General features: G+C 58.2%; 13 protein-coding genes and 1 tRNA gene. 6 read left to right on the forward strand and 8 right to left on the reverse strand.

Annotated elements, in window-relative coordinates:
* Window positions 1-338: 338 nt before the first annotated feature.
* A complete protein-coding gene (gene cysN, locus L1P08_RS06170) occupies window positions 339-2,231 on the reverse strand; it encodes a sulfate adenylyltransferase subunit CysN (RefSeq protein ID WP_303619126.1) in 1,893 nt (630 codons plus the stop codon).
* Between the two features lie 7 nt (window positions 2,232-2,238).
* A complete protein-coding gene (gene cysD, locus L1P08_RS06175) occupies window positions 2,239-3,150 on the reverse strand; it encodes a sulfate adenylyltransferase subunit CysD (RefSeq protein WP_303619127.1) in 912 nt (303 codons plus the stop codon).
* Between the two features lie 396 nt (window positions 3,151-3,546).
* On the opposite strand from cysD, the gene L1P08_RS06180 reads away from it, so the two are divergent.
* From L1P08_RS06180 to sseA, 3 genes are read left to right on the forward strand one after another with little or no spacing between them, the layout of a single operon-like run.
* Window positions 3,547-4,596, forward strand: coding sequence for a cysteine synthase A (locus L1P08_RS06180; protein ID WP_303619128.1), 1,050 nt, complete (start codon window positions 3,547-3,549; stop codon window positions 4,594-4,596).
* A 2-nt stretch (window positions 4,597-4,598) separates the two neighbouring features.
* Entirely contained in the window at window positions 4,599-5,330 is a 732-nt protein-coding gene (locus tag L1P08_RS06185) for an alanyl-tRNA editing protein (RefSeq protein ID WP_303619129.1), read from the forward strand.
* Window positions 5,331-5,343: 13 nt separating this feature from the next.
* Entirely contained in the window at window positions 5,344-6,183 is an 840-nt protein-coding gene (gene sseA / locus L1P08_RS06190; protein ID WP_303619130.1) for a 3-mercaptopyruvate sulfurtransferase, read from the forward strand.
* A 517-nt stretch (window positions 6,184-6,700) separates the two neighbouring features.
* Here the strand turns inward: sseA and L1P08_RS06195 are convergent.
* From L1P08_RS06195 to L1P08_RS06215, 5 genes are all read right to left on the reverse strand, one after another.
* Window positions 6,701-7,741, reverse strand: a complete 1,041-nt coding sequence (locus tag L1P08_RS06195) for an amino acid ABC transporter substrate-binding protein (RefSeq protein ID WP_303619131.1) — start codon at window positions 7,739-7,741, stop codon at window positions 6,701-6,703.
* Window positions 7,742-7,887: 146 nt separating this feature from the next.
* A complete protein-coding gene (locus tag L1P08_RS06200; protein ID WP_303619132.1) occupies window positions 7,888-8,682 on the reverse strand; it encodes an amino acid ABC transporter ATP-binding protein in 795 nt (264 codons plus the stop codon).
* Window positions 8,683-8,693: 11 nt separating this feature from the next.
* Window positions 8,694-9,872, reverse strand: coding sequence for an amino acid ABC transporter permease (locus L1P08_RS06205; RefSeq protein ID WP_303619133.1), 1,179 nt, complete (start codon window positions 9,870-9,872; stop codon window positions 8,694-8,696).
* Between the two features lie 11 nt (window positions 9,873-9,883).
* Complete coding sequence (locus L1P08_RS06210; RefSeq protein WP_303619134.1) at window positions 9,884-11,074, reverse strand: amino acid ABC transporter permease; 1,191 nt, start codon at window positions 11,072-11,074, stop codon at window positions 9,884-9,886.
* Between the two features lie 110 nt (window positions 11,075-11,184).
* Entirely contained in the window at window positions 11,185-12,204 is a 1,020-nt protein-coding gene (locus L1P08_RS06215; protein WP_303619135.1) for an amino acid ABC transporter substrate-binding protein, read from the reverse strand.
* 261 nt (window positions 12,205-12,465) lie between these two features.
* On the opposite strand from L1P08_RS06215, the gene metC reads away from it, so the two are divergent.
* Complete coding sequence (gene metC, locus L1P08_RS06220) at window positions 12,466-13,614, forward strand: cystathionine beta-lyase (protein WP_303619136.1); 1,149 nt, start codon at window positions 12,466-12,468, stop codon at window positions 13,612-13,614.
* Here the strand turns inward: metC and L1P08_RS06225 are convergent.
* Window positions 13,611-14,324 carry a phosphatase PAP2 family protein gene (locus tag L1P08_RS06225; RefSeq protein WP_303619137.1) on the reverse strand — a complete coding sequence of 238 codons (714 nt, stop codon included), beginning with the start codon at window positions 14,322-14,324 and terminating at the stop codon, window positions 13,611-13,613. The two genes, metC and L1P08_RS06225, sit on opposite strands and share 4 nt — an antisense overlap.
* A gap of 113 nt (window positions 14,325-14,437) precedes the next feature.
* Here L1P08_RS06225 and L1P08_RS06230 point away from each other — a divergent pair.
* Both L1P08_RS06230 and L1P08_RS06235 read left to right on the forward strand, forming a co-directional pair.
* A tRNA-Pro gene (locus tag L1P08_RS06230) sits at window positions 14,438-14,514 on the forward strand.
* A gap of 131 nt (window positions 14,515-14,645) precedes the next feature.
* On the forward strand, window positions 14,646-14,951 hold the full coding sequence (locus L1P08_RS06235) for an ETC complex I subunit (protein ID WP_303619138.1): 306 nt from the start codon (window positions 14,646-14,648) through the stop codon (window positions 14,949-14,951).
* Window positions 14,952-15,012 lie beyond the last annotated feature (61 nt).

A 15,012-nucleotide genomic window follows, 5' to 3' on the forward strand; every position in this document is an offset into this window, starting at 1 on the left:
CGCCTTCATTGCGAGCGGCCAAGCCGCGCGGCAATCCAGAGCGGGATGCACATAACCTGGTGACCTTTTTCTCCCTCCCCCTTGTGGGGAGGGAAAAGGAGTGAGCCCGCTCATCGTCATCCCCGCGCAGGCGGGGATCCAGTGCACCGCGTCGGCGGTGCGAGGGATGTCTCTCGCGGGCAGGACTGCCCGCTGCTGGATTCCCGCCTGCGCGGGAATGACACTGTGGGTGGAACTGGATCTTCCCAAGCCCTCGCCCTAAGCTTGTCGAAGGACGAGGGGTTTAACACCGCGCTCGCAATGACGGCGCGGCGTTTCGGCAAACGGCCGAAAAGGCCCTAGCTGAAGATACGCGCGTAGAGTTCTTCTGCCAGGTCTTCGGGCGACTTCTCGCCGCCGTGCAGGACGATGTCGGCGTGTTCGGGCGGCTCGAAGGGGGAGCTGATGCCGGTGAAATTCTTGATCTCGCCGCGACGGGCCTTGGCGTAAAGACCCTTGGGATCGCGCGCTTCGCAATCCTCGAGCGGAGTATCGACATAGGCCTCGATGAATTTGAGGTCGCCGACGATTTCGCGGGCCAGACGCCGTTCATTGCGGAAGGGCGAGATGAACGAGACCAGAACGATCAGCCCGGCATCACCCATCAATTTGGCGACTTCGCTGACCCGGCGGATGTTTTCAATCCGGTCGGTATCGGTGAACCCGAGATCGCGGTTGAGACCGTGGCGGACATTGTCGCCATCGAGAATGTAAGCGTGCTTACCCTCGGCGGTCAGGCGCTTTTCGATGAGGTTGGCAATGGTCGACTTGCCGGAGCCGGACAGGCCGGTGAACCAGACGATTTGCGGTTCCTGCCCCTTGAGTTTGGCGCGGACGGCGCGGTTCACGTCAAAGCTTTGATAGGTCAGGTTCTGGGCGCGGCGGAGGCCGAAATCGATCACCCCTGCCCCAAGGGTCGCATTGGTGATGCGATCGATGAGGATGAAGCCGCCGGTATTGGCATTGGCACCATAGCTATCAAAGGCAATCGGCTTGTCGGTGGCCATGGTGACGGTGCCGACTTCGTTCAGTTCGATATTGTTGCCGGGGATTTTTTCCAGCGTGTTCACATTGGTGCAATGCTTGAGATTGGTGATGGTGGCGGGGACCACCTGGCTGCCGATCTTGAGCAAATAGGAACGGCCGGGATGGGCCGGTTCCTCATGCATCCAGACGAGGCGGGCCTGCATCTGGTTGGAGTATTCGGGCGTGGAGCCGGGATGGGTCAGCATGTCGCCGCGCGAGATATCGAGTTCCCGGTCGAGCACGAGGGTGACCGCCTGGCCGGTTATGGCCTCGGGCAGATCGCTATCCATGGTGACAATGCGCGAGACAATGGCGGGTTTGCGGGACGAGGCCACAAGAACCTCGTCGCCCACCTTGACCGTGCCGGAAGCGACGGTGCCGCTTAAACCCCGGAAATCGAGGCTGGCGCGGTTGACCCATTGGACGGGAAAGCGCAGCGGCAGGCCGGAATGATCGACGGAGACATCGATGGTTTCGAGATAGGGGACGAGCGGGCTGCCCGAATACCAAGGGGTATTGGGGCTGGCGCTGACAATATTGTCGCCCTTGAGCGAGGAAACGGGGATAGCGACCAGCGTGTCAAAGCCGAGGCGTTCGGCGAAACTGCGATATTCGCTTTCAATCCGGTCGAAAACTTCCTGATCGTAATCGACCAGATCGATCTTGTTGATGACCAGCACCACATGGCGCACGCCAATGAGGGAGAGAATGAAGCTGTGGCGGCGGGTCTGGGTCAAAAGGCCCTTGCGCGCATCGACCAGCACCACGGCCAGATCGGCATTGGAAGCGCCAGTGGCCATGTTGCGGGTATATTGTTCGTGGCCGGGGGTGTCGGCGACGATGAATTTGCGCTTGTCGGTTGAAAAGAAGCGGTAGGCCACATCGATAGTGATGCCCTGCTCGCGCTCGGCGGCGAGACCGTCGACCAGAAGCGAGAAATCAATGCCCTCGTCACCGGTGGTGCGGTTGCGGCTTTCCTTTTTCAGGCTGGCGAGCTGATCGTCGAGAATGAGCTGGCTGTCATAAAGCAGCCGGCCGATCAGGGTGGATTTGCCATCATCGACGCTGCCGCAGGTGAGAAAGCGCAACAGGCCTTTCGAGGTCTGCTGTTCGAGCCAAAGGGCTGTGTCGGGGCTGATATCGTCGCGGTTCAGAAGGTTTGTCATGAGAGCCTCAGAAGTAGCCTTCCTGCTTTTTCTTTTCCATCGAACCGGACTGATCGCTGTCGATCAGGCGGCCTTCACGCTCGGAGGTGCGGCTGGCCTGCATCTCCATGATGATTTCGGGCAGTGTTGCCGCATCGGACTGGATGGCACCGGTAAGCGGGTAGCAGCCAAGGGTGCGGAAGCGGACGACCTTGTCCTTGGGCTTTTCGCCCTTTTCAAAGACGAAACGCTCGTCATCGACCATGATCAGGGTGCCGGAACGTTCAACCACCGGGCGTTTGGCGGCGAAATAGAGCGGCACAATGGGGATGTTTTCGGCATAGATATAGGTCCAGATGTCGAGCTCGGTCCAGTTGGAGAGCGGGAAGACGCGCATGCTCTCGCCGGGATTAAGGCGGGTATTAAAGGTGTGCCAGAGTTCGGGGCGCTGGTTTTTCGGGTCCCAGGCGTGCTGGGCATTGCGGTGCGAGAAAATGCGCTCCTTGGCGCGGGATTTTTCCTCGTCGCGGCGCGCGCCGCCAATGGCGGCATCATACTGGCCGCTGGTGAGCGCCTGACGGAGGGCCGCGGTTTTCATGATGTCGGTATAGGCCGCGCCATGATCGAAGGGGTTGATCTTGTCGCGGACGCCATCGGCATTGGTGTGCACGATCAGATCGAGATCATATTCTACGGCCGTACGGTCGCGAAAGGCGATCATTTCCCTGAACTTCCAGGTCGTATCGACGTGGAGCAAGGGAAAGGGAATGCGCGAGGGATAAAAGGCCTTGCGCGCCAGATGCAACAGCACGCTTGAATCCTTGCCCACCGAATACATCATCACCGGCCGTTCAAAGGCGGAGGCGACTTCGCGGAAAATTTCGATACTTTCAGCTTCAAGAGCCTGAAGGTTCGACAATCGGGAAATGGATGCGCTCATGATGTTCCGGTCCGTTACGGGTTTGGTTGAAATACGCGGGCGCCGGGTGAATCTCAAGTGATCGAAATCGCCAGCGGCGCAAAGCACTTGGCCAGATTTCGCCGTTGCGCCAGATGGTAACCGGGGATTGCGCCGAGACCGGCACAATGAGGATGAGCCTCGCGTTTTGCGGGCAAATGGACAAAACTATTTCACACAACCGACATATGGGCCCTGCTGCACCTGATCGGGCGCCCAATACGGGTATCAGCTTGCACCGCTTTGCACGGTGGCGCGATAGATTTGCCTGAAAGCGCCACGAGAAGAAAAAGCCATGCGCAGTGCAGCCTTATCCCTTGTCGCCATCAGGCAGGGAGCCTAGGTTCTGGGCTCAGGTTATCAAATCCGGATTGTATAATGACCCGCCATAAAGACGTTATTTCGCTCATCGGCAACACGCCGCTGGTTCGCCTCAACCGGGTATCGGACATGACCGGCTGCGAGATTTTGGGCAAGGCGGAATTTCTCAATCCCGGCCAGTCGGTCAAGGACCGGGCCGCACTGTTCATCATCCGTGATGCGGTGAAGCGCGGGTTGCTGCGCCCCGGCGGCACGATTGTTGAGGGCACGGCGGGCAATACCGGCATCGGGCTTTCCATGGTGGCCAATGCGATGGGCTTTAAATCGGTCATTGTTATTCCCAATACGCAATCGCAGGAAAAGAAAGACGCCCTGCGCCTCAATGGAGCCGAGCTGATTGAAGTGCCGGCGGTGCCTTATCGCAATCCCAATAACTATGTGAAAATCTCCGGGCGACTGGCCGAGAAGCTGGCGAAAGAACTGCCCGAGGGCGCCATCTGGGCCAACCAGTTCGACAATGTGGCGAACCGGCAGGCGCATATCGAGACGACCGGGCCTGAGATTTTCGAGCAGACCGATGGCAAGGTGGACGGGTTTATCTGCGCTGTTGGCTCTGGCGGCACGCTGGCCGGTGTGGCCACGGGGCTGAAAGAGCGCAACCCGGATATCAAGATCGGGCTTGCCGACCCTGAGGGTGCGGCGCTGTTCAACTATTACAAGAATGGCGAACTGAAATCCAACGGCGGCTCGATTACCGAGGGGATCGGTCAGGGGCGGATTACCGCCAATCTTGAAGGGCTGGATGTGGACATGCCGTTCCAAGTTCCTGACAGCGAGGCCCTGCCCTATATCTTTGACATGCTGCAATATGAGGGCCTGTGCCTTGGCGGCTCGAGCGGCATCAATATTGCCGGTGCTGTGCGCATGGCCAAGGAAATGGGTCCGGGCAAGACGATTGTCACCGTGCTTTGCGACTATGGCAATCGCTACCAGTCAAAGCTGTTCAACCCGGCTTTCCTTAAATCCAAGGATTTGCCGGTTCCGGGCTGGCTCGAACAGTCGCCAAGTGTCAATATCGAGACTGTGATGGAGACAGTCGAGGGTTAGGCATGAGTACGGCATTTCTGTTTCGCGATGATGCCTATTTGAAAACAGCAACAGCGACGGTCGCCGGGATGAATGATCTCGGCGGCATTTTGCTGGACCAGACCATTTTTTACGCCAATTCAGGCGGCCAGCCCGGCGATAGCGGCAGGCTGATGACTGCCGACGGGCGTGAGATTGTGATTGCGACGACCGTGCACCCGGATGGCGACAAAACGGCCATTGTGCATGTGCCCGCCCCCGACCAGACATTGCCCGCGATTGGCGAGACCGTGACGCTGGTGCTTGACTGGGACAAGCGCTACCGGCTGATGCGCATGCACACGGCGCTGCATCTACTTTCGGTGGTATTTCCCTTTCCGGTGACCGGCGGCTCTATTGGTGCGGACAAGGGGCGACTGGATTTCGACATGCCGGAAGTGCCTGAGGATATCCCGGCGCTTGAGACGGCCTTGAACGATTTTGTGCGCGGTGAACATGACGTGACGGCCGAATGGATTACTGACGCCGAGATGGCAGCGCAGCAAGACCTGATCAAGACCATGAAGGTGAAGCCGCCAATGGGCCAGGGCCGGGTGCGGCTGATCCGGATTGGCGCTGGGGAAACACAGGTGGATTTGCAACCCTGCGGCGGCACGCATGTGGCCAATACCCGAGAAATCGGGCCGCTACGGATTGGCAAAATCGAAAAAAAGGGCAAGGAAAACAGGCGTGTGAGCCTGTTCTTTGCCGAATAGAAAGAAGCCGTTGATGACCTCCCCACTCGTTTCGACTGACTGGCTGGCCGCCCGGCTGGATGCACCGGATGTGAAAATCGTCGATGCATCCTGGTATATGCCGCAAATGGACCGTGACCCGCTGGCGGAGTTTGAGGCAGCGCATATTCCCGGCGCTGTGCATTTCAACCTGGACAGGATTGCGGACACCTCCAGCGGCCTGCCGCATATGCTGGCGGACGCGGCGACATTCAGTGCGGCTGTGGGGGCTATGGGAATTTCCGAGACCGACACGATTGTCGTTTATGACGGGATGGGTTTGTTTTCGGCACCACGTGTGTGGTGGAATTTCCGGGTGATGGGCGCCAAAAATACCTTTGTTCTGGCGGGTGGCCTGCCGAAATGGCAGGCCGAAGGGCGACCGGTGGAAACCGGCGCGGCGCGCCCTGCCCCAGCGCAATTCAAGGCTGAGCCACGCGAAAATGTGACGGCGGATGCCGAGGCGATGCTGGCGATCAGCCAAAGCACCGACGGGCCGCAAATTGTTGATATGCGCGGGGCTGCCCGTTATCGCGGTGAAGCGCCGGAACCGCGCGCCGGCTTGCGCTCGGGGCGAATTCCGGGGAGCCTCAACCTGCCGTTCAACGAACTGGTGGTGGATGGCACGCTGGTGGATGACGCGGCGTTGAAGGCGCGGCTTGAAGCTGCCGGGATCGATCTGGCACGGCCGGTTATTTCTTCGTGCGGCTCGGGGGTGACGGCGACATTTCTCAATCTGGCGCTGGCTCAGCTCGGGGTTGACGCCATGCAGATTTATGACGGGTCGTGGACCGAATGGGGTGGCATTCCCGATCTGCCGATTGAACGGGGCTAGGGCGTTTTACGGGCTTGCCCGCATCGCGAGCGGGTTGCAGGTGCGGGGTTAAAACCCTCGTGGTTCGACAGGCTCACCATGAAGGGTTCGGTGCCACGGTGTCATTCCCGCGCACGCGGGAATCCAGCAGCGGGCAGTCCTGCACGCATAAGGCTTCTTCGCACCGCCGACGCGGTGCACTGGATTCCCGCCTTCGCGGGAATGACATTGTGGCCGCAAGCCCTCCAGCAGCCAAACAAGCCACCCTCCCCCAGGATCGTCACCCTCGGGCTTGACCCGGGGGGCCATGACCCATCATCCACACCGGCAGAGGGCGGGACAAAGCCACCCCATGCCCACCTGAAGCGCAGCAATATCGCATGGGTACTCGGGTCAAGCCCGAGTATGACGATTTGGGGGGATAGGGCTATCGGGGGCATGTGATCGTTTGCAAATTGCACGCGCCGCTTCTGGATTGCCGCGCGCCTTTGGCGCTCGCAATGACGGCAGAGCGTTTCCGGGGAAGCCGGGGACGGCTCTAGCGGATAGCCGGGGCGAACATCAGGCCGCCCTTGGTCCAGGAGGCATTGAGGCCGCGCAGGAGCGCGGCGCCGGTCTGGGGGCCGAAATTGCGATCGAACATTTCGCCATAATTGCCGACAGCGGCAATGACGTTCCGCATCCATTTCGGATCGAGGCGCAGGGCGGTGCCATAATCGCCCTCAAGCCCGAGCAGGCGGCGAATGGCGGGGGTGCGTACGGCGGCCATTGAATCGAGATTGCGCTGGGTGACGCCCAGTTCCTCTGCATTGATCTGGGTGAACAGCGTCCATTGCACGATGTCGAACCATTCGTCATCCCCCTCGCGCACGACGGGGCCGAGCGGTTCGCGGGAAATGCGCTCTGGCAGAATGCGGTAGGTGGCCGGTTCTGCAAGGCCGCGCTTGATGCCATAGAGCCAGCTGGCGGGCGCGGTGACGACATTGCACAGACCTGCCTGATAGGCGACGCTGAGGTCCTCGCGATCCTCATAGGTCACCTCGGCATAGGTGGCCTGAGTTTCGAAGAAGAATTCGCGGACATTGTTGATTTCGTCACCACTGTCGAGCACGCAGACGGTGACGTTATCCAGCTCGTAGGCGGAGACAAAGCCGAGAGACTGGGCGACCATGAAGGCCTGCCCGTCATAAAAAGAGGTGGCGACGAAATGGGCGCCATAGCCTGTGTCCCGGCGCACGGTCCAGGCGGCATTGCGGGTGATGACATCGATCTCGCCATTCTGCAGCTGGGCAAAGCGGCTGTCGCCGCTGAGGGGACGGAATTCGACGAGATCGGGATTGCCAAAGACGGCGGCGGCAACGGCGCGGCAGAAATCGACATCGAAGCCGGACCAGAGACCGGCGGGACTTTGTTGCGAAAAACCGGGAAGCGGATTGGCGGCAGCGCAGACCAGATGGCCCCGCTCGCGCACATTATCCAGCGTGGCGGCATTTGCCGAAATGCCAGACCCCATGGCTCCGAGTGCGCCGATGAACAGACAAGCGATTTTCAGCCACAGCGACCGGATACTCTTTACCACGAAACCGTATCGGCCTTTTGAGCCGCCCCTTCAATTTCCCACTATAGTGGCATGGCGGGGCGGCAGGTCAAGCAGAACACCATGAAGTTGGGGCCTATCCCCGATAAACGGCCTCCTGCCCCCGTGGGCGCAGGAGGCGTATGTGCCTAGTGCAGGATCTGGCTGAGGAACAGCTTGGTGCGTTCGTGCTGTGGATTGGAGAAGAAGGCTTCGGGCTCATTCTGCTCGATGATCTGGCCCTGATCCATAAAGATCACGCGATTGGCGACCTGACGGGCAAAGCCCATTTCATGGGTGACGCAGATCATGGTCATGCCTTCCTCGGCCAGGTTGACCATCACGTCGAGCACTTCCTTGATCATTTCCGGATCGAGTGCCGAAGTCGGCTCATCAAACAGCATGACCTTGGGGTTCATGCACAGGGAGCGGGCAATAGCCACGCGCTGCTGCTGACCACCGGACAACTGACCGGGGAACTTGTGTGCCTGCTCGGGGATCTTGACCCGTTCCAGATAATGCATGGCCGCCTCTTCCGCCTCGGCCTTGGGGGTGCCACGGACCCAGATGGGGGCCAGGGTGCAGTTCTCAAGGATGGAGAGATGCGGGAACAGGTTGAAGTGCTGGAACACCATGCCCACTTCGCGGCGCACCACATCGATCTTTTTGAGATCATTGGTCAGTTCAACGCCATTTACAAAAATATGGCCTTGCTGATGCTCCTCAAGGCGGTTGACGCAGCGGATAAGGGTGGACTTGCCCGACCCCGAAGGGCCGGCAATGACGATGCGCTCGCCCTCCATCACCTTGAGATCGATGTCACGCAGGACGTGGAAATCACCGTACCATTTGTTCATGTCGATGATTTCGATGGCGACGTTGGTCTCCGAGACTTCCATCTTCTGGCGCTGCGGGGCGCTGGATGTTGCGGTTTCAGTGCTCATAATTTTACCTCTTAAGACCTATGTCCAGTGTCCAGACGCCGCTCCATGAAGATGGAATAGCGCGACATGGAGAAGCAGAAAATCCAGAAGACCAGCGCGGCAAAAAGATAACCCGTGACGGCCTGGTTTTCAGAACCCCAGTTCAAATCCGAGTTGGCGGACTGGACGGTATTCAACAAATCGAAAATACCCACGATGGAGACCAGCGACGTATCCTTGAACAAGGAAATGAAGCTGTTCACGATGCCGGGGATCACGTGCTTGAGCGCCTGGGGCAGGATGATAAAGACCATCGATTTCCAGTAGTTCAGGCCCATGGCCGCCGCGGCTTCATACTGACCCCGGGGCAAGGCCTGCAGACCGCCGCGCACCACCTCAGCCATATAGGCTGCGGAAAAGAGCGACACGCCAACAAGGGCACGCACCAGTTTGTCGACCGTGACATCGGGCGGCGCAAACAAGGGCAGCATGACCGAGGCCATGAACAACACGGTGATCAGCGGCACCGCGCGCCATATTTCAATGAACATGATGCACAGCGACTTGATGATCGGCAGCTTCGACTGACGGCCCAAAGCGAGCACAATGCCGAGCGGCAAGGAAACCACGATGCCGACCAGCCCGATAATCAAGGTGACGGTGAGACCGCCCCATTGTTCTGTCGGCACTTCGGGAAGACCGAAAACGCCGCCATTGAGCAGGAAGAACACGATCACCGGGAAAACCACGAAGAACAGTAAAGCGTTGGTGGCCTTGTATGGCAGATCCGGCCAGAGCAGCGGCACGAGCAGGACGATGCCGATCAGAAAGACCAGATTGACCCGCCAGTAGGACATCACGAGGGCAAAGAACCCTTCCTGATCGACCCAGGCGGGATCCCTTGGGTAGAAACCATAGATGAAGAAGTTCATCCGGTCCCAAATGTAAGCCCAGCAGGCACCGGCACTTTCAATACGGCAATCGGCGCCGGTAACATCGGCACCCGGCCATACGGCGTGGCCGATGAGGAAGTTGAAAACCGGCGGTGTTGCCCACCAGAGAAACAGGATCGCCAGAATTGTCATCAGGGCATCGGAAGGGGTGGAGAACAGGTTCTCCCGCGCCCAGGCGATTGGTCCGCGCACAGTGCTCGGGGCCGGTTTGGACTCCGATATTTCCTGGCGGACAAAAACGAGATCAGAATTAGCCATTGTCTATCCCCTCACCTTTCCACCAGCGAAACGCGGGCATTGTACCAATTCATAAATGCCGAGGTGCTGAGTGAGAGTGTCAGATAAACCAGCATGGTAATGAACACGACTTCGATGGCGCGCCCTGTCTGGTTGAGGGTTGTGCCCATGAAGACGGACACAAGCTCGGGATAGCCGATAGCGGCAGCCAGTGACGAGTTTTTCGTCAGGTTCAAATACTGGCTGGTCAACGGGGGCACAATGACGCGCATTGCCTGGGGTATAACCACCAGACGCAGCCGGTCATTATCCTTCAGCCCGAGAGACTGTGCCGCCTCGGTCTGGCCGGAACTGACAGCGTTGATGCCGGCCCGAACGATTTCGGCGATAAAGGCTGCCGTATAAAGGGTCAACCCAAGCGCAAGGGCCATGAATTCGGGCGGCAGCGACAAGCCACCCCGATAATTGAACCCGGCAAGAACCGGCAATTCAAAGGTCATGTGCGTGCCGGACAAAAGCCAGGCCAGCAGCGGCAAAAGAACAATCACCCCGATTGCTGTCCACAGAACAGGGAACCGTTTGCCTGTTGCTTCCAGCCGGCGCAGGGCCCAATGCCTTAGAATGAAGCTGCCGACAACGGCAATCAGAAGCGCAATGACGACGAAGATGAACTTGTCATCCGGTTGCGGTGCGGGGAGATAAAGACCGCGACGGTTGAGAACGATTGCACCCAGCCATTCATAGCTTTGCTTGACCCCGGGCATGGCCTTGAGCACCGCGAAATACCAGAAGAACAGCTGCAGCAGCAACGGGACATTGCGGAGAATTTCAACATAGAGCATGGCGAGGCGCGACACGATCCAGTTTTTGGACAGGCGGGCAACGCCGACCAAAAAGCCCAGAATGGTGGCAAAGAAGATGCCAATCACCGAGACGAGCAGCGTATTGAGCAGGCCAACAAGAAAGGCTTCCCAATAATAAGAAGCGCGGCCATAGGGAATGAGGGTGAAGAAAATATCGAAACCGGATGTCGACCAGAAGAAGTCAAACCCGGTGGATTTGTTCTGCCGTTCCAGATTTGCGGCCGTGTTGACGGCGATCATGTAAAAGGCAGAGAGAACTAAAGCGGCGACCAGCACCTGATAAAAGATGCCTCGTATCTTTGGGTCGTTAAAAAACGACGCTTTCGGTGCAACTTCCGGCGTTGCGTCCTGATTGGCCATGGAACCCCCGATTTCCAATAGGCGAAAACTAAAAGCTGCGCGGCTTCAACCGCGTTCAGCGAAGTGCCCGGCGCCTCTTACGAGGAAGCGCCGGGACTGATAGTCAGCTCTTAGCGAACCGGAGGTGCGTACTGAATGCCGCCCTTTGTCCAAAGCGCATTGATGCCGCGCTCCAGGCCGATTGCCGTGTTCGGGCCAACATGACGTTCGTACATTTCGCCATAATTGCCGAGGTGCTTGATGATGTTGTAGGCCCAATCCTTGTCGAGACCCAACGGTGTGCCGAAGTCGCCTTCAACGCCAAGCAGACGCTTGATCGAGGGATTGTCGGAACCGAGCATTTCATCAACGTTTGCCTGGGTTACACCAAGTTCTTCAGCGTTGAGGATTGCGAAATAGGTCCAGCGTGCAATGTTCAACCAGGTATCATCACCCTGGCGCACGGAGGGGCCGAGCGGCTCTTTCGAGATGATTTCCGGCAGAATGATGTGCTCGGAGGGATCGGATGTCTTGACCGCACGCTCGGAAGCGAGTGCCGAGGAGTCTGTGGTGTAAACATCGCAACGGCCATCGAGGTAAGCTGCGAACACTTCGTCCTGAGCGACAAATACGATCGGATTATATTCCATACCGTTTGCAGCAAAGTAGTCAGCGGCGTTCAATTCGGTTGTTGTGCCCTGCTCGATGCAGATAGCTGCACCGGAAAGGTCTTTTGCCGAGCTAATGCCGTCAGCTGCACGCACCATGAAGCCCTGACCATCATAGAACATGGTACCGGCAAAGTTGATACCCAGCTGGGTATCGCGGCTCATGGTCCAGGTTGTGGTACGGGAAAGCACGTCGATTTCACCAGAGGACAGGGCGGCGAAACGCTCTGTCGAGGTCAGCGGGGTGTAACGAACCTTGTCCGGATCGTTAAAGATGGCTGCTGCGACGGCGCGGCAATAATCAACTTCCAGACCAGTCCAGTTGTTGTTTGCGTCCGGCGCAGAAAAACCGGCAACGCCGCCGGTGACACCACACTGAAGATAACCCTTGGCCTTGACGTCTTCCAGCGTGTCAGCAAAAGCTGCAGTCGCTGTAAAACCCATCGAAGCGGCAAGGGCAAGTGATACGAGTTTTTTGTGCATTTGAATGCCTTTTTTCCTAACCCTATTATCTTCCAAAACGATTTGCCTAGTTTGCGTCCGTTTTGAATGCATCTACTGTTTTGTCCAAACAGAGACGATGCTGGAAGGTATCGAAGCCTATTATTGACCATTAGGTCAAGCGTTGACTTGAAACTTACTGAAATTGACTACCCAGTTACCCGCATCGCCCTAAAGAATACACGCAAGTGCAGAGAGTATTGAATGACAAAAGCGCCTATAGAACAGCATGATAAGCCTTCAATGGAAACCATACTGACCCATTCCGGGCGCTGGCCAGAAGAGCATCATGGCTTCGTGAATACTCCAGTCACACGCGGCTCTACAGTCGTCTTTCCGACACTCGACGCCCTTGAAAAAGGCACCCAGCCCTACCGCTATGGCCGCACAGGAAATCCGAGCGCACACAGCGTGGAAACCCTTGTTAGCGAACTGGAGGGTGCTGCGGGCACCGTACTGACCCCATCGGGACTTTCGGCGATCACGATTGCGCTTTTGAGCTGCCTGAAAGCGGGGGATGAGCTGCTGATGACAGACAGCGCCTATGAGCCGACGCGCAAGCTGTGCAATGGCGTGCTGGCACGCATGGGAATTACCACGCGGTATTACGATCCGCGTATTGGCGCAGGCATTGCAGATCTCATTTCGGACAATACCAGCGCGATTTTTACCGAGAGCCCCGGCTCGCTGACCTTTGAGGTGCAGGATCTGCCCGCGATCACCGCCGTGGCACGGGCCCGCGGGATAACGACACTCGTGGACAATAGCTGGGCAACACCACTTTATTACCGGCCGCTGGAGCTGGGAGCCGACATCGTGGTGCATGCGGGCACCAAGATGTTTGTGGGGCATTCCGATGCGATGTTCGGGACAATTTCGGCCAATGCAGACTGGTTTGGCAAGTTACGGGAAACCCACCTGCTGACGGGCACATGCGCTTCGCCGGATGACGCGTTTCTTGCCGCCCGTGGATTGCGCACACTGGCGATCCGGATGAAGGAGCATGAAGCACGGGCCCTGGAACTGGCAAGCTGGCTGGAGCGCCAGCCGGGCGTGCGCCAGGTATTGCACCCGGCCCTGCCCTCGCACCCTGATCATGACCTGTTCAAACGCGACTTCACCGGATCGGGCAGCCTGTTCAGTTTTGTGCTGAAGCCGGCACCGCGCGCGGCGCTTCAAGCAATGCTGGATGACATCGAGCTTTATGGGATGGGCTATTCGTGGGGCGGATATGAAAGCCTGATCCTGCCCGTCAATCCGGCCCGTATCCGCACTGCTGTGCCCTGGCGTGAGGACGGCAATTTGCTGCGCATCCATACCGGGTTTGAAGGCATGGACGATTTAAAGGCTGACCTTAAAGCGGGACTGGAACGCTATATGGCTACGGCCTAGGCGCGGGGCCACTTCAAAGCGGGCACAAATCGCCCGTCTTCGGTCTGGATGAAGAGCCAGCCCCTCTCCGCGCAGAAATTGCGCACGGCATAGGCACCGAAAGTGCCCAGCAGCAGGCCGCCATAAACGTCGGTGGGGAAATGCACGCCCAGAACGATGCGGGCGAACCCCACCAATGCAGCACCAATGAGCAGGAGACGGCCCCATTTGGGCCAGAAGAACATAACGACCGCGGCTGTTGCGAAAACCGTTGTGGTGTCGCCCGAGGGGAAGGATTGATACGACCAGTCGCTAAAGGGCCGGAAATGGGCAATGCCCAACTCGTCGAAATGCACCGGGCGCGCGCGCCCCAGAATGCGTTTGATGAAATTGCTGATAATGCCGGGCAGCGCCACGCCCGCGAACAGGAAAGTGCTTACCGAGGCGATGGTCGTCATCTGAACCCGGCGAACGCCTTCGGGCAAAAGCCGGCTGACGCCGAAGGCCAGAATCATCAGAACCAGTAGCGGGACCAGGGTCCATTTGGAATTGCCCGGAATGGTGACGATCTCGAAAATGGGCCGCCAGCCGATGAGATTTTCATGCGCCCAGATGGTAACCGGCGCGTCCAACGCCAGAAGAACCAGAAAAATGGCCACGAGAGCAGCCAGATAAACCGGCAGCGCGACGCGGGAAAAGGCCAGAGGCCATTTATTTTGGGCGTTTAACATACGGAATGCATGCCTATTTTGGCGATTAGGGTCAACTGTTGATTATAGTCGTCTGGTAAGGCTTGCCCTTCTTCCCCAGAATGTGTAATCGGAGCGCACGACACCGCAATGTCCGGGGCATAGCTCAGCCTGGTAGAGCACTGGTTTTGGGAACCAGGGGTCGCAAGTTCGAGTCTTGCTGCCCCGACCATGCGGTAACGTTTTGTGTTTTTGGCACCTCCCCTTGGGGGAAACCCAAAAAAGCTGGCGTATTATTGTGGTATTGCCGATAGCGAAGCGGCTAGGCTTTGATCGCAATACTTCAGTTGACGAGGAATAACGATGACAGCTCGCATCTACCGGCCCGCACGCAATGCCATGCAGTCTGGCAAAGCCAAGACCCGGCAGTGGATTCTGGTGCATGAGCCGAGCGTTGCCCGCGAAGTGGAGCCGTTGATGGGCTACACCTCTTCATCCGACATGAAATCGCAAGTGGAACTGAGCTTCGATACCCTGGCGGAAGCTGAAGCCTATGCCCGCAATGCCGGGCTTGCCTATCAGGTGCAGCCGGACCATCAGCCGACGACAAAGCGCGTCTCCTATCCGGACAATTTCCGCAATGACCGCAAGGCGCCCTGGACGCATTAGGCGCTTCGGGCTGGTTCGCCTGTCAGCGGAACGAAAAGTGGCGGCCAGTGGCCGCCACATG

This window comes from Mariluticola halotolerans, assembly GCF_021611515.1.
GTDB lineage: Bacteria > Pseudomonadota > Alphaproteobacteria > Rhizobiales > Devosiaceae > Mariluticola > Mariluticola halotolerans.